Annotated in this window: 16 protein-coding genes; 12 read left to right on the forward strand and 4 right to left on the reverse strand. The window is 43.0% G+C overall.

Features of this window, described 5'->3' with window-relative positions:
* Positions 1-264: 264 nt before the first annotated feature.
* A complete protein-coding gene (locus tag ICN39_RS10580; RefSeq protein WP_216234061.1) occupies positions 265-465 on the forward strand; it encodes a hypothetical protein in 201 nt (66 codons plus the stop codon).
* A 39-nt stretch (positions 466-504) separates the two neighbouring features.
* The gene (locus ICN39_RS10585) at positions 505-885 is read left to right on the forward strand and encodes a VOC family protein (RefSeq protein WP_216234063.1); all 381 of its coding nucleotides are present in this window, start codon (positions 505-507) and stop codon (positions 883-885) included.
* Between the two features lie 47 nt (positions 886-932).
* Here the strand turns inward: ICN39_RS10585 and ICN39_RS10590 are convergent, their stop codons facing one another.
* From ICN39_RS10590 to ICN39_RS10600, 3 genes are all read right to left on the reverse strand, one after another.
* Positions 933-2,495, reverse strand: coding sequence for a cryptochrome/deoxyribodipyrimidine photo-lyase family protein (locus tag ICN39_RS10590; RefSeq protein WP_216234064.1), 1,563 nt, complete (start codon positions 2,493-2,495; stop codon positions 933-935).
* An 86-nt stretch (positions 2,496-2,581) separates the two neighbouring features.
* The gene (locus ICN39_RS10595) at positions 2,582-4,021 is read right to left on the reverse strand and encodes a glycine betaine ABC transporter substrate-binding protein (protein WP_216861038.1); all 1,440 of its coding nucleotides are present in this window, start codon (positions 4,019-4,021) and stop codon (positions 2,582-2,584) included.
* Positions 4,022-4,264: 243 nt separating this feature from the next.
* Positions 4,265-4,591, reverse strand: a complete 327-nt coding sequence (locus tag ICN39_RS10600; RefSeq protein WP_216227414.1) for a hypothetical protein — start codon at positions 4,589-4,591, stop codon at positions 4,265-4,267.
* 504 nt (positions 4,592-5,095) lie between these two features.
* On the opposite strand from ICN39_RS10600, the gene ICN39_RS10605 reads away from it, so the two are divergent.
* From ICN39_RS10605 to egtD, 10 genes are all read left to right on the forward strand, one after another.
* Complete coding sequence (locus tag ICN39_RS10605) at positions 5,096-5,656, forward strand: Rrf2 family transcriptional regulator (RefSeq protein ID WP_216227415.1); 561 nt, start codon at positions 5,096-5,098, stop codon at positions 5,654-5,656.
* A 76-nt stretch (positions 5,657-5,732) separates the two neighbouring features.
* Positions 5,733-6,287 (forward strand): demethoxyubiquinone hydroxylase family protein, encoded by a 555-nt coding sequence (locus ICN39_RS10610; RefSeq protein ID WP_255532463.1) that lies wholly within the window; start codon positions 5,733-5,735, stop codon positions 6,285-6,287.
* Between the two features lie 42 nt (positions 6,288-6,329).
* A complete protein-coding gene (locus ICN39_RS10615) occupies positions 6,330-6,929 on the forward strand; it encodes a DsbA family protein (protein ID WP_216234070.1) in 600 nt (199 codons plus the stop codon).
* Positions 6,930-7,024: 95 nt separating this feature from the next.
* On the forward strand, positions 7,025-8,119 hold the full coding sequence (locus ICN39_RS10620; protein ID WP_370623739.1) for an SUMF1/EgtB/PvdO family nonheme iron enzyme: 1,095 nt from the start codon (positions 7,025-7,027) through the stop codon (positions 8,117-8,119).
* 59 nt (positions 8,120-8,178) lie between these two features.
* Positions 8,179-9,219, forward strand: a complete 1,041-nt coding sequence (gene selD / locus ICN39_RS10625) for a selenide, water dikinase SelD (RefSeq protein ID WP_216234080.1) — start codon at positions 8,179-8,181, stop codon at positions 9,217-9,219.
* A gap of 99 nt (positions 9,220-9,318) precedes the next feature.
* Complete coding sequence (locus tag ICN39_RS10630) at positions 9,319-10,131, forward strand: putative selenate ABC transporter substrate-binding protein (protein WP_255532464.1); 813 nt, start codon at positions 9,319-9,321, stop codon at positions 10,129-10,131.
* Positions 10,128-10,913: a phosphonate ABC transporter ATP-binding protein gene (locus ICN39_RS10635; protein WP_370623737.1), complete on the forward strand. Its 786-nt coding sequence runs from the start codon at positions 10,128-10,130 to the stop codon at positions 10,911-10,913. The genes ICN39_RS10630 and ICN39_RS10635 overlap by 4 nt, the downstream gene beginning before the upstream one ends.
* A gap of 2 nt (positions 10,914-10,915) precedes the next feature.
* Positions 10,916-11,743 carry an ABC transporter permease gene (locus ICN39_RS10640; RefSeq protein WP_216234082.1) on the forward strand — a complete coding sequence of 276 codons (828 nt, stop codon included), beginning with the start codon at positions 10,916-10,918 and terminating at the stop codon, positions 11,741-11,743.
* A complete protein-coding gene (phnE, locus tag ICN39_RS10645; RefSeq protein WP_216234083.1) occupies positions 11,740-12,534 on the forward strand; it encodes a phosphonate ABC transporter, permease protein PhnE in 795 nt (264 codons plus the stop codon). The genes ICN39_RS10640 and phnE overlap by 4 nt, the downstream gene beginning before the upstream one ends.
* Positions 12,535-12,593: 59 nt before the next feature.
* Positions 12,594-13,496 (forward strand): L-histidine N(alpha)-methyltransferase, encoded by a 903-nt coding sequence (gene egtD, locus ICN39_RS10650; protein ID WP_216234084.1) that lies wholly within the window; start codon positions 12,594-12,596, stop codon positions 13,494-13,496.
* On the opposite strand, the gene senB is transcribed toward egtD, so the two are convergent.
* The gene (gene senB, locus ICN39_RS10655) at positions 13,473-14,444 is read right to left on the reverse strand and encodes a selenoneine biosynthesis selenosugar synthase SenB (RefSeq protein ID WP_216234085.1); all 972 of its coding nucleotides are present in this window, start codon (positions 14,442-14,444) and stop codon (positions 13,473-13,475) included. The two genes, egtD and senB, sit on opposite strands and share 24 nt — an antisense overlap.
* Positions 14,445-14,492: the final 48 nt, after the last annotated feature.

The following is a 14,492-nucleotide window of genomic DNA, read 5'->3' on the forward strand; positions in this document are numbered from 1 at the left end:
ATTACATCGAAATTTTTTACAACCCGGTTAGACGCCATAGTTACAACAATGGGCTTTCTCCGGTAAGATTTGAACAGCAGTACCAAGCGAGGTTGGGAAGTGTCTAGGATATTGGTAGCGATTCATTCCGACAGTTAAGGCACCAATTGAGACTGTAAAAGGTAAGTAAGAGTGAGCATAAAATCCATTTATATAAGTTAATTCATTTAATTAACAACCGTATCACGCCCAATACCAATATTACTAAATCAAAAGCTATTAGCAATGCCCCTCCGAAATTCACCAAGTCAGATACGAGACTTAGATGATCTCAGTCAATTAAGTAATATTATTACTGACAAGCGCAGGGATCAACGCTCGTTAGCAAAGAAGTCAAGGCGTAATCGACATTATGAAAAACAATTCATTCGCAATACGCTCATGCGTGCATCTATCAATCCATCTGAAGAGCCGATAGAGCTATGAGTAGCATTTCTATATCTAATTAACTTAGTAGGAATAATCATGTTTAGTCACATTATGTTGGGCGCAAATGATTTGGAAGTTTCAAGGGGCTTCTATGATGCCGCCTTAGGAGCTCTGGGTGTAAAAGCTGGGAGCTTTAGTCATGACAAATACTTTTATCGCGGTCCTGGTGGAGTCTTTGCTATTACTAAGCCTATTGATGGTAACGAAGCTACTCATGCCAATGGTGGCACAATTGGCTTTAGCGCTAAATCAATCGCTGATGTAGATGCATTCCATGCCATCGGTGTTGCTCATGGTGGCACTTCCTGTGAAGGTGATCCAGGCTATCGAGAGGGTGTTGCCGGCACTATATACATTGCATGGCTCAGAGATCCTGCTGGCAATAAAATCTGCGCAATGCACAGGCCACCGAAATAAAAGCTTGCTTCGCTTTGGGGCGGGTTCGGTGGATTTGGCGATATTGGCTAAAACTCAAGGGTAAGTTGTGAGCTTGCTTCTGTAGTTTTGGCTGTAGATTTTTTACGTACGACCCTGCTTGCCCGAGAGGCATGTTTATCGACAACTGATTGTTTCCCAGCCCGAACCTCCGATAGCTTACGTCTAGCATGCAAGCGGTCTTTAGATAGCTTTGTGGCAACAGCAATATCTACTAATGGTTGGGGAATGTCTCTACCAATCTCAATGCCAATGCTGCTTTGTACTTCTTGAGGCATATTCCAAGGCTCAAAAAGCCATGTGTCGGGTACTTGACGCATATGGGGAAGCCATTTTCTAGCGAAAAAGCCCTTTTGATCATGGTCTTGTGCTTGCTTGATCGGGTTATAAACACGAGTTACATTGATCCCGGTTGTACCCGATTGCATTTGCAATTGACTCCAATGGATTCCGGGCTCATAGTCTAAAAATTGAGTGGCTAACCAATCTCCTACTGGTTTCCAGTGCAGCCAAAGTGGATAGGCTGCAACTGAGACTAGCATCGCACGCATTCTAAAATTCAGCCATCCTGTTTCACGCAGCATGATGACGCAAGCATCCACCATAGGCCAACCTGTCTTACCATCCTTCAAAGCATTGAAGTAATCGTCATTAAATTCATTCTCGCGTAGCCCATCATATCCACGGTGCATATTTCGCCACTCGATTTCAGGCTCACTCTCCAGCTTTTGAATAAAGTGACAATGCCAATACAAACGACTCATAAAGGCAGTTAAACCTGATTTTCTTCTGCTGGCATCTGGTGGCATTTGCAGTAGTTCTTCATTTGTTGCTTGCACTACTTCTCTAATGCTAAGACACCCATAGGTTAGATACACAGATAATCGAGAGCATGCATCTGGCGCTGATAGAGGTGATGAAATCCCACCTCGGTACCACATACTGCGCTGCTTTAAAAAACTATTCAGTGTTTTAAGTGCAAGCGATCTTCCGCCGCGTTGTCTCAACGGTGGATTATGTCTTAGGTGCGCCGGTGCCTGCATCTTAGATGGTGTCAGATAATGAGCGCTAGGGTTCGGCGCTGGCAAACTAGAAAGCGGAGCTTTCCAAAATTGAATGGGTGGTAGTTCACATAAAGGCGCTTCCATGTGTTTTTGCCAATGAGCTTGCCATTCATTACGATTTTTTAGTCCTCTAATAACTCCAAACTGGGCATATTGACCCCAATAAATGCCGCGAGACTGACACCATTTGCCAACGACTCGATCTCTTGAATAAGTAAATCCATTGCCAGTTTCCTGATGAGAATGCAAACCTTGAAAAGGATTAGCTTCCCAGATGTTATTTAGTACTTCAATAACTTCACCTACATGGATTTCGATAGTGCCGCCGCGTAAACGAAGCTGGGTATCGAGGTCGTGAAGGGACTCCCGGATAAACTCAAAATGTTGGAGGGCAACATCAGGCTGCGACCAAAGTGTTGGCTCAAGCACATAAATGCAGCGAATGCGACCTAGTCTTGCGGCCTCGAGAAGAGCGGTATGGTCCTCGCAGCGCAAATCACGCTTAAACCATACCAGTTGATAACTCATAATTAATCAGTAGAGAAGATGAATTGATATTGATGTTAGACGATTAAGTTAGTTTTTTCCTTGTAGCGCAAAGTTAAGGCAATCAATTACTTATTTAAAGCTTTGCGTTTGGGGGTCAGGACAGCTTGTGCGAGCAGGGCTAGAATAGTGGCCGGTATGGCGCCAGCAAGCATTAGGGCTTGATCATTCACAGCAAGCCCGGCCACTATACGGTCGCCAAAGCCACCGGCACCTACTAATGCTGCAAGAGTGCAGGTACCGACGCTAATCACAGTAGCTGATGCTAAGCCGGTCATGATGATTGGCTTAGCAGAAGGTAGCTCAATAAAAAGTAATAATTTTCGCTCATTGCAACCAAGAGCCAAGGCTGCTTCTTTTAGGGTGGCTGGAACCTCCATTAAGCCAATGTGGGTAGCACTCACAATTGGTAGAAGGCCATAAATAAATAAAGCCAGAACGGCTGGTACAGCCCCTATTTGATCTAATACAGCAATCAAAATAGTTAGTAATGCAAGAGAGGGTATCGTTTGTAAAATGCTAACAGCCCCTAAGATCCAAGTCGAAAATTGGGGTTGACGGTATGCAACAATTCCAAGGGGAACTCCAGCGAGAAGAGCCATGAATGAAGAAATCGCAACTAATAGAACATGATCCCGGAGTGCGGTAAAAAAATCTGGGCCGAATAGTAGCTTAAAAAACCTGGAGAGCTTAGTAGGGCTTGGTTGATCATTGGTAGATTGATTTAAAAATCCACGGGCAACAATTTCAAAGCTAATACCGGACTCAGCCGCATTATTGAGTTTTGCTATTGTTGCTTCATTTAATGTTCCCGCTAATTTTTGTAGAGGCCTCTCATCAAAATCAGAGCGCATTAATAAGATTGCGTCATATCGTGGAAATGCTTGTCTGTCATCCTCCAATAGAGTCAGATTATTTTTCGTAATTGCTGCATCGGTCGAGTATGCATCCACAATGTCGACGTCCCCACGAACAAGGGCATCATAGGCTAGGCCATGCTCTAGTACTTTTTTAGGGTTTATGTTGAGATCGTAAGCCTGCATAAGCGCAGGCCAACCATCATTTCTGGTTTTAAATTCTGGAGATAATGCAATCCGAAGCGTAGATTGCTGCTCAGTTGATAGATTTGCAATATCGCTGATCCGTTTTAGATTCAGCGCTCTTGCTCGCTCTGGTCTCATGGCAAGCGCATAAGTATTGTTAAATCCAAGCGGTATCGCTGCTTTAAAACCCATGGGCTTAAGCCAGGCATTTAGCTCATTCAGTGAGACTTGGGTGTCTGGGCGCTTTAATATTTCACGCAGAATAGTACCGGTGTATTCTGGGTATACATCAATCTGACCTGTCTTTAGCGCTTGAATAACAATCGCAGTATTACCAAGGCCTTGGCGATGTATAGCCTTTATTCCTGCATCGTGTAATGTGAGATTCAGAAGCTCTCCAATGACATAGCTTTCTGTAAACCGTTTTGAGCCAACTACGGTTGTTTTTTCTAGAGGCTGAGCCAATACGCAGCAGCTTATAGTTAGACCAAAATATAAGCTGAGCCTAATCCAAAAAGAGAGGATGTACTTAGTGAAATACAAGCGAGATTATTTCCATTAAAAATGCAAAATTTCATCATATAAGCCTTTAGCTTATTATGCTCAGCCGGTAATTCAACAGATGACAGTTTTGAATCAGGAAAAATATCATCTTTGTCAGGGCCAGGTATTAATGAAGCAGTAACTCTGACAACTTTTGTTAATTTGTTAAGTATTCATCTTCGAGTCGACCGAGAGACAGGATTTCATGGCTTTTAATTCAATTGTCTTTAGCCACTCAGGCTTAGCCTTTGGGTTCATTACTAATTCGTTTACTTGTGACTTGCTAGCATTTTTAGAGATAAATTCTGCCTGGCAGGCGCAGTAAGCTGAAAAGTCCTCTTCAGTAAGGGCTTTACCTTTTGTACCTTTATGCTCTGCCACTTGTTCAACTGCACAATTCTTTTGATAGTCTTTTGAAATTGCTTGAGCATAAGTCGAGTTAGCCGTTATCAATAGAAAGGCTAAAGAAAGAGCTTTACGAAACACTGACATAATATTTTTCCTTTTCATTCAATCTGGTTATTGACTATTCTTTCATGAATAACAAGATATGGTTTATTGGCTTCTAAATAAGCGCTTTCAATGAGAGTTGCACCCTCTAACTGTTTAATCTTCCCGGATGGCATATCGTTAAGGGGTAGATTTGACGGCCTTCAAGAGGCTAACTAGGGGCCTAAAAGGTGTTTTAAATGACGCTTAGCGTAAGCCCTGTGAGCATCTTGTGAAACTAGGATCAAATTTCTTATTAATTGTTTGAGTCGCAACATTGAAGACTCCTTTGACTAAGCATTGGGGTTAATACTTAGTCAGTATGCGCCGCCTTTATTCACCTTGCAGGCTGGTAAAAACCCCTTTATTAGTAGTTTTATACGTAAAAACCCTAATAGGTACAAAATCAGATTTGTCTCCGACCTGCATTTAAGGTCCTTAAGTCGCCTCCGGGCGACTTCTTTTTAAGCTGTCCTTATTGAATTGCCTATCTAAGTGGGGGTTGTCATGCTGAAGTACATCAACAAATCTCTTGAACAAACCATTAACACCTTAATTGATATTACGGCGTATTCACGATTTGGAGTGCCCGTCAGAGCCATTGACATTGCCAAGCGTCAGCATCTTTCGTTAAGTCGGACTGAGATCTTACTCTCTACTCTCAGATCGGCCTGCCTTATTCGTGCTGCCAAAGGTCGCAGGGGAGGTTATTTTTTAGCCAAAGACCCGAAAAGTATGACAATCAGAGATGTGTTTTCAGCGGTTAACCATACAAGGTCCAGAAAAATTTCTATGAATGATTTAGCAAAAGAAATGATAGATTCTTTTGAGATGTATCTACGAGATTGTTTATCGAAAATTACCGCTAATTCGGTAGGGAAAAATATTAGAACTCAGCCTGCTCCAATGCAAATTTTGCCAGTATGGGACTCACAAAAGTATCAAATTAAGCCCTTGCTGGAAAGAGCCAAGTGGGATACGCAGACCGTTGTGATTACAAAAGCAGAGATGCAAGTAGCAGAAAAGCTGGGACCTAATTCAATTTTCGACTTTAGTAATTACCTTTAATAATCAACATGCGATTTATCAAGCAGATCATACGGTTTTACGATGAAGTAATCAGTTACATCAAGGCCTACTTGAGATGATTGCTAAGATTATGCAAAACCCTCCGGTTTATTCAAAATACTTAGAGCGAGAATTACGCTCTGATCACGCTGGTGAGACAGGTGCGGTTTATATCTATAAAGGAATCATCGCGGTAGCTACATTTCGTAAAGAGCAAGAGCTTGTTGACTTTGCTCGGCACCATGGCGCTACTGAGGCTGAGCATTTACAGTTGATCGAATCGGTTCTACAGAAAAGGTATCGCAGTCATTTACTAGTGCCTTGGCGCATTGCAGGTTGGCTTACTGGTGCAGTACCAGCACTATTCGGTAAAAATGCGGTCTATGCAACTATTGACGCAGTGGAGACATTTGTAGAACGCCATTATCAACAGCAAATTGACTATCTCCGAAAGCAAGGTGAACATGAGAAATTGCTAGAGCTATTGGTACGATGCCAGGATGATGAGATTGCTCATAAAAATGAGGCAAGATTAATGAGCTTAGCCCCTGTGTCAGTAATTTTACGACTCTGGTGCGCTTTAGTTAGTAGCGGTTCTGCAAAGGCTGTTTTATTGGCCAGGCAGATTTAAAGAATATGATTGCAATAGTTGATTAGCCGAGGTAGCGGAGTAATGATTCAGATCCAGATTTGGGCCGACTTTGAGTGTCCATATAGTTATTTTCAAACCATCGTTCTGGAAAAGCTACAGGCCAAGTATCAAGGCAGATTAGAAATTGTGTGGCGAGCATTCGAGTTAACTCCAGTAGAGGGACAAGTGACACCCTCGCAATCCTATAAAGATAACTTTGAGGCAGCAAAATCTGAGCCTATCATTTTAAAGGAGGGTCTTGAGTTTTTAGTCCCAACTTTTTTAACATATACCTGGCTTGCACAGGAGAGCGTTTACTTCGCTAATTCCCAGGGCTTATCTTTAAAATTGGCTAGGGCTTTATTTGATGCATTTTTTCTGGGTGGACTTGATATCAGCAGTGAAGAAGTAGTGATGAAGATTGCCTCTCAAGTAGGATTAGACATCCAGCAGCTGAGGCAGGCACTCGATAATGGTAAATTGACTAAGCAGGTCATGGCCGATGAGCAAGAGTTTAAAACGTATGGGTTTCAGGGATTACCGGCAATGCTTATTGGTGAGAAGAATTTTTCACCTCGAAGTTTCATGCCTATAACGGGGTATAAAACCCTTGAAGAATTACTTGAGATCTTGCCTAAGTAGTGCAAGCGATATTGATGATCTTCATTTTCTAAATCTAAATGACACAGTTTGACTATCTGTGCTACGAGCCTTGGCCATTACCCAATAAGCTTCTAATGGATTTGGAGCGCTCGACTCACATGACACAAACCATCATTGGTAAGCTTGATCATGGCCAGGAAAAGGTCGCCTTATTGCCCGGATTAAATCCCCCGCATTGGGAGTTTGGCCATCTGATTTGGTTTCATGAATTTTGGGTTCATCGTAAAGGGGTGGAATCTAATCCTTCCTTTTTAGCCCATGCAGATGCTTTATTTAATTCTTCTGAAATGATTCATGATGATCGCTGGCAGGTACAAATACCCTCTATCGATATCTTGATGAATTACTTTTCGGATGTGGTGGAGCGTACACTTGCCATCCTCAGATCTGGAATCTTGAGTCCTGAGCAGGCTTACTTTATCCAGTTGGCTCTTTATCATGAAGATATGCACAATGAAGCGTTTGCTTATATGTGGCAATCTTTAGGTTACGTCTGGCCTCTTGAGCAAGGTCTGAGGGCTAGTCAAGACCAACATAATGATGTTGAGTCAAGATATATCCATGTTCCTCAGTGTCAATTTAAACTTGGGTCTGCACCAAATACAGGCTTTATTTTTGATAATGAAAAATGGCAGTATGAAGTATTAGTCCCCAATTTTTCAATTTCAAGCCATGCAGTTAGTAACGGTGAATATTTAGAGTTTTTAAGATCTCTAAATGATGTAGGAATAAGCTTTATAGAGCATCAACCTGCGTATTGGAAAAAAGAGGGTGATGCATGGTTTGAGCGATTTTTTGATCAGTGGCGAGAGTTGGATCTCAATGCTCCAGTAAGACATATCTCTGCCCATAATGCTGAGCGGTATTGTTCATGGAAGGGTGTTCGACTCCCTACTGAAAATGAGCTTAGCGTCTTAATGACATCAGCGAGGGGGTCATGGCAGCCCTCCTGCTTATGGGAGTGGACTAGCAGCACTTTTAAGCCTTTTGAGGGCTTTAGCCCCGATCCTTATCAAGATTATTCGGCCCCATGGTTTGACAGCAGGCATCGGGTTTTGAAGGGCTGGAGTGTATTTACCCCTGGCTATCTGCGTCGCCCCCAATTCCGTAATTTTTATCTACCTTCCCGCAGTGACTTTTTTTGCGGCTTTCGTACCTGTTTAGCATAAATTAGGTAAGCTCACATACTTAGCCGCCATCCCCTTACTTTTAAATTGAGTTCTTCAACATGACATATAACGGTCGTCTTACCTCCCTCTCTCATGGCGGGGGCTGTGGTTGCAAAATTGCTCCAGGTGTTTTGAGCGATATTCTGAAATCTTCCCCTATTCGTCAGATACCTGCCGCACTACTGGCGGGTTCTGATAACAATGAAGATGCCGCTGTTTATCAAATCAACGAACATCAGGCGATCGTAGCGACAACCGATTTCTTTATGCCGATTGTTGATGATCCGTATCAATTTGGGCGAATAGCAGCAACAAATGCGATTTCAGATATTTACGCTATGGGCGCCCAACCCCTTTTCGCTCTAGCGTTATTGGGTATGCCAATTAATGTCCTTCCGTTGGAGGTCATTCAGCAAATCACTGCTGGCGGTGAGTCGGTATGTGCAGAAGCTGGGATTATGATTGCTGGTGGCCACTCGATTGATACTGTAGAGCCCATTTATGGCTTGGTCGCGATTGGCGTAGTAGACCCTAAAAAACTTAAGCGTAATAGTGGTGCAAAGTTAGGTGATAGCATCATCCTTAGCAAACCCTTGGGTGTAGGTATTCTTTCTGCTGCGCTGAAAAAAGAGCAGCTATCTGATTCCGCCTATCAAGAAATGATTGCCTTAACTACTAAGTTGAATAAGCCGGGCGTAGCGCTATCTCAACTGGACAGTGTGCATGCACTCACAGATGTAACAGGATTTGGCTTAGCAGGGCACTTGCTGGAGCTCTCTAGGGGCGCAAAGCTATCAGCTCAGATTGAGTGGGACTCTATTCCAGTCATTGCTGAAGCGGTTAAGCTTGTGAAAGAAGGTATCTTTACTGGCGCATCACCGCGTAACTGGCTGGGTTATGGTCATGAAATGTCGATGGCCCCTAATTTGAATGAGTGGCAGAAAAACCTCTTGTCAGACCCGCAAACCAGTGGCGGTTTATTAATTTCTTGCAGCCCAGAAGCTACCGAACAAGTATTAGAAATTCTCAGAGCAGATGGATTTTCACATGCTCAAAAAATAGGCCAATTTGTAAATGGTTCAGGCGTTTCTGTAGCCTAAGCCTTACTTCTTTAACTCAATAGAAAAAACCCAACCAATATGAAACTAAACACCCTAAGATTTTCACTAAGCCTTGTTTTAACAACGCTCTGCTGTAGCATGTTTACCCTTCCAGCTCAAGCGCAAGCCGTCTTACGTGTTTCCGCGATTCCAGATGAATCACCAACTGAGTTACAAAGAAAATTTCTCCCTTTAGGTGAATATCTATCCAAAGAAACAGGCATGAAAGTCGAATTCACTCCTGTGACGGACTATGCAGCAGTTGTGGAAGCGCTAGCAACGAATAAAATCGATATGGCCTGGTTGGGAGGTTTCACTTATATCCAGGCAAAAATTCGTACGAATGGTGCTGTTAAGCCGATCATCCAGCGTCTTGAGGATGAAAAATTTACCAGTAAATTTATTATTCCTGAAGGTAGCTCAGCAAAAACTTTGGCTGATTTAAAAGGTAAGACTTTTGCCTTTGGCTCTCCATCGTCCACTTCAGGTCACTTGATGCCGCGTTTTTACTTAATGAAAGCAGGCATTAATCCAGATAAAGACTTTAAGAGCATTGCTTTTTCTGGAGCCCATGATGCAACGGTCGCCTTTGTCGCGAGCGGTAAAGCAGATGCTGGTGCTTTAAATGCATCCCTTTGGGACAAATTATCAGATGCTAAAAATCCCAATACCGAAAAGGTAAAGGTGCTGTATACAACGCCTCCGTACCATGATTACAACTGGACCGTACGAGGTGGTTTAGATGCGGCGGTGACTAAAAAAATTAGCGATGCTTTTTTAAAGTTAAGTGCCAATGATCCTACTCAAAAAGAATTAATGGATCTTCAGAGAGCTAGCAAATATATTCCTACTAAGTCATCTAATTACGATGAAATTGAAAAAGCTGCGATTGGTGCTGGTTTGATTAAGTGAAGAAAATAGCATTTTCATTTCAGCAAGTCAGTTTTAGCCATAGCAATGGCAAAGAGGCGCTAAAAAATATCAACATTAGCGCCTCGGCTGGGGAGTCTATTGCGATTATCGGATCATCTGGTTCTGGAAAAACCAGCTTGCTTAACTTAATTGCAACTTCACTGCGACCAAGTGCTGGGTCACTGTCTGTATTGAATGTTGACCCTTGGCTGATATCAAAGCGAGACTTGCGGAGTTTGCGCTCAAAAATTGGCTTAGTGCATCAAGCGGCCCCGATTCCGCCAAGACAAAGAGTGATCACCGCAGTCTTGGCTGGTCGCCTTGGTCAGTGGCCACTTTGGAAGGCTTTATTGTCTTTGATCTACCCTGTTGATATTGCAGGGCCGCAGTTATGCCTGCAAAAACTCGATCTAGCGGACCGTCTCTTTGATCGATGTGATCGCCTATCTGGAGGGCAACTTCAAAGGGTGGGTGTCGCGCGCGTAATGTACCAAAAGCCGCATTTATTGCTAGCTGATGAGCCAGTATCAGCAATGGATCCTGTTCTTTCTGATTTAACGATTCAGTGTCTTTTAGAGGATGCTCGCACTAGAGATGCCTGTTTTGTGGCCAGCCTACATGCGGTAGATATTGCTTTGCGGTGGTTCCCAAGAATTATTGGGCTACGAGATGGGGAGGTCTTTTTTGACCTACCGGCATCTGAGGTAAGTGAGAGTTTGTTGCAGCAGTTATATGCATCTGAACGTGGTGTTCTGCCAAAACAAGGTAGTACAAATACATAGTCATGAGCAGGCCACACCATTTAAGAGACCCGGATGCACTCAAACGGTTTTCAGTAGCTGTGATTGGGCTAGCAATCTTGTGGCCAATGATGCAATTGGCACAGTTTGATCTATTTACGTTATTTGAGGATGGCAACCTTAAAGTTTTTACTAATTTCTTAATTCAGTTTTTCCCACCCAATCTGCAGTTGTCATTTTTAGCTTTAGTACTAAAAGCCACTTTAGAAACTTTGGCGATGGCAACAGCAGGTATTGCCTTAGCAATGCTGATGGCAATCCCACTGGGCTTAATCATTACTTATAGCCTATCAATTTCACGTATTGGCCCTGCCTCAGGCCATCGCATTGCAAAGCTCGGTAGATATCTTGCGCGCATGCTGATGTTATTACTCAGGGGTATTCCAGAAATTGTGTGGGCCTTACTTTTGGTAAGGGTATTTGGTTTAGGTCCAATAGCTGGGGTATTAGCAATTGCCATTACCTATGGAGGTATGCTCGCAAAAGTGTATTCCGAAATTTTGGAGACTGAAAATACCTTACCTGCTAGAGCGTTGCTCTTGTTAGGTAGTGGCCGCATCAATGCATTTTTATATGGGCTATTGCCGGGTGCCTCACAAGAGCTCGCTTCCTACACGATCTATCGCTGGGAATGTGCTGTTAGAGCCTCGGTCGTCATGGGTTTTGTAGGGGCTGGTGGCTTGGGGCAGCTGATGGACCAGTCGATGAAGATGCTCAATGGCGGCGAGGTATCTACCATCCTGATCATGTTTTTATTGCTTGTCTTACTCGCAGACTACATTAGTCTCGTTATTCGTCGACAACTCGCATGAACCACTATCCTGCCCGTGAGTTTTGTCTAAAGTGTCTTATTACGCTTGTACTGATTGCGTTGTTCGTTGTGGCGAGCTTTGTTTATCTTTCATTTAATCCCCTGGCTTTGTTTACCAAACAAGCGATGAGTGATGTTGTCATTTATACGGCACGTTTTTTCCCGCCCGATCTCACGCCATCATTTTTACAAAAGGTTTGGAGTGGTGTATTACAGACCTTAGCTATTTCTGCCTTAGCTACTTTATTGGCGGCTATTGCTAGTCTTTTTCTGGCACTACCTGCAGCTGGACAGTTTGGGCATAGCGCAAAAGTGATGACCCGTTTTTTCTTAAATTTTCTGCGCTCAGTACCAGAGCTTGTATGGGCGGTATTAATGGTATTGGCAGTAGGTTTAGGCCCATTTGCCGGAACCCTGGCCTTAGCCCTGCATACCACTGGGGTGTTGGGCCGTTTGTTTGGCGAGACTCTGGAAAATCACCCTCCTCAGGCAACGCAAGCTCTCAGATTGGCTGGAGCAAGCAATACGCAAGCATTTATCTATGGTGCCTTACCAGGTATTTACTCGCAACTTCTTTCTTACAGCTTATATCGCTGGGAAATGAATATTCGTATGGCAACTATTTTAGGATTTGTGGGTGCAGGAGGTCTCGGGCAAATTTTGTACTATGAGCTCTCTTTATTGCATGAGCAGCAGGCGGCAACGGTGATCATGGCAATGCTTGTATTAGTCATTGGCGTAGATATGATTAGCAATAAACTCCGTAGGGTGCAAATGCACAGCCTTGGATAAACCTGATCATATGAAAAAGGAATATTGAATTGAGTCAAGAGCATATACCCGATCAAAAATTGATTGATGAAATTATTGCCGGTCTTTTGCAAGAGCAGCCATCAATATCTCCAAAGTTTTTCTATGATGAAATAGGCTCTCACTTATTTGAGGCAATTACTTTTTTAGAGGAATATTACCCAACTCGAACTGAAAAACAGATCATGATGCAATACGGCGAAGCAATGGCTTTGGTGATTGGTAAGTGTGATGTTTTATTGGATTTAGGCGCCGGTAACTGCGAAAAAGGAAGTGCATTATTTAATTCCTTAATGCCGAAAGAATATCGGGCGCTTGATATTTCAAAAGAATTTTTAGAGCAGGCTATTGCAAGCTTGCAGAAAGAGTTCCCACAGATTCAGATGCAGGCACAAACCTGTGATTTACAGGAAGAAATGGTCTTTCCTGATTTGGTTGGCCGAAAAAAAATCTTTTTTTATCCAGGTTCTTCTATTGGAAATTTTGACCCAGATGCTGCGCTAGGACTATTTAAAAATATTGTAAAAGTTTGCGAAGGTAATGGGGGTTTACTGATCGGAGTTGATCTAGTTAAGGAACATAAAGTTTTGTCTCGAGCTTATAACGATGCTCTTGGAATCACGGAGGCCTTTAATAAAAATATCCTTTTACACCTCAATCGTCTAGTTAAAACGGATTTCGATTTAGAGCATTGGGAGCACTACGCTATTTTTAATGAACAATTGGCACGTATTGAAATGCATCTTCGATCCACGCAGAGTCAAGTAGTTTCATGGCCCGGTGGTCAAAAGCATTTTGATGGTGGCGCTCTCATCCATACTGAAAATAGCTATAAGTACACACAAGAAAAATTTGAATCTCTTTTAGTTGGCGCCGGCTTTAAAAATGTATGTTCATGGACTGATCCGAATCGCTACTTCTTAGTGGCTTATGCGAGTGCTTAGTAAGGTTTGCATCAGTTTCTGAATAGATTTTTGCTCTAATTCTGGCCTAGTGATTTTTTGTCGCCCAGCAATCGCCTTGCATAATTTTTGATAAAAGACTGAATTGGTTTCGGCCTTGGTTAGCAGATTGCTTAAAGCAACTTTATCTCCCGCTGGATAGTAAGCGGGGTAGGTGTCTCCCAGTAAGCCTCTATTGCCTGGAATATCTGAAGCAATTACCGGGACACCAATAGCGATGGCTTCAGATACCACATGAGCGCCACCTTCCATGATGCTCGAGATGATCATCACGTGAGAGCGAGAGAGCCACTTTAGCGTTTGAGAGTGGCTCAGTTGCCCCAACCACCGATAACGCACCACGTTTTTTTCAATAGAGATCGCCTGTTTTTTAAAATCTGGACTCATCGCCTTACCGAGCTGTACTAGTTGGATTTTGCTGTTTGATGGCAATAGTGACAGGCTGTGTGCCGCACAAAAAGGATCCTTCTCTACTCGCAGATGGCCGATGATGCTGGCTAAAAAATGACGTTTTAGTGGTGCTTTTCTAGTAATGCCTTTTACTGACTGATAAATCACTTGGATTTTATGATGAAATTTCTTGGGCAAGGATTGAATAGCATCTGGTTGAAGAACCACAATTGCATCAGCCATTTCCATCGACTTGGTAACCTTTGATGAGTTTTTTAGGTCTCGGTAGATATCTGTTCCGGTCATGATTAAAACAACTGGATGATTGGGATAGGCTTTTTTAAACCTATAAATAGAGTCATAGCTTCGAAGTCCATGAAGTGCAATCAGAATATCGCATGACTTTCCAGTCCATTGCTCCGTAACAGTACTTTGATAATTTAGGCGCGACAGGATTTGATGCCACCGTAAGGCGGTAATACGGTTGCCGTGAAGTGTGCCAGGGGGTGCAGGCGTTACGATTTCGATATGCAGTTTCAAGTCGATAATTCCGGGGTGGCCCAGGTTTTAATGTTGTGTACTAAGAGA

The sequence above is a fragment of the Polynucleobacter sp. AP-Reno-20A-A9 genome (genome assembly GCF_018882085.1).
GTDB lineage: Bacteria > Pseudomonadota > Gammaproteobacteria > Burkholderiales > Burkholderiaceae > Polynucleobacter.

Coding starts and splice junctions, on each gene's coding strand:
- ICN39_RS10580 (WP_216234061.1), top strand. CDS start 265: ATGCCCCTCCGAAATTCACCAAGTCAGATACGAGACTTAGATGATCTC.
- ICN39_RS10585 (WP_216234063.1), top strand. CDS start 505: ATGTTTAGTCACATTATGTTGGGCGCAAATGATTTGGAAGTTTCAAGG.
- ICN39_RS10590 (WP_216234064.1), bottom strand. CDS start 2,495: ATGAGTTATCAACTGGTATGGTTTAAGCGTGATTTGCGCTGCGAGGAC.
- ICN39_RS10600 (WP_216227414.1), bottom strand. CDS start 4,591: ATGTCAGTGTTTCGTAAAGCTCTTTCTTTAGCCTTTCTATTGATAACG.
- ICN39_RS10605 (WP_216227415.1), top strand. CDS start 5,096: ATGCTGAAGTACATCAACAAATCTCTTGAACAAACCATTAACACCTTA.
- ICN39_RS10610 (WP_255532463.1), top strand. CDS start 5,733: ATGATTGCTAAGATTATGCAAAACCCTCCGGTTTATTCAAAATACTTA.
- ICN39_RS10615 (WP_216234070.1), top strand. CDS start 6,330: ATGATTCAGATCCAGATTTGGGCCGACTTTGAGTGTCCATATAGTTAT.
- ICN39_RS10620 (WP_370623739.1), top strand. CDS start 7,025: ATGGATTTGGAGCGCTCGACTCACATGACACAAACCATCATTGGTAAG.
- selD (WP_216234080.1), top strand. CDS start 8,179: ATGACATATAACGGTCGTCTTACCTCCCTCTCTCATGGCGGGGGCTGT.
- ICN39_RS10630 (WP_255532464.1), top strand. CDS start 9,319: ATGTTTACCCTTCCAGCTCAAGCGCAAGCCGTCTTACGTGTTTCCGCG.
- ICN39_RS10640 (WP_216234082.1), top strand. CDS start 10,916: ATGAGCAGGCCACACCATTTAAGAGACCCGGATGCACTCAAACGGTTT.
- phnE (WP_216234083.1), top strand. CDS start 11,740: ATGAACCACTATCCTGCCCGTGAGTTTTGTCTAAAGTGTCTTATTACG.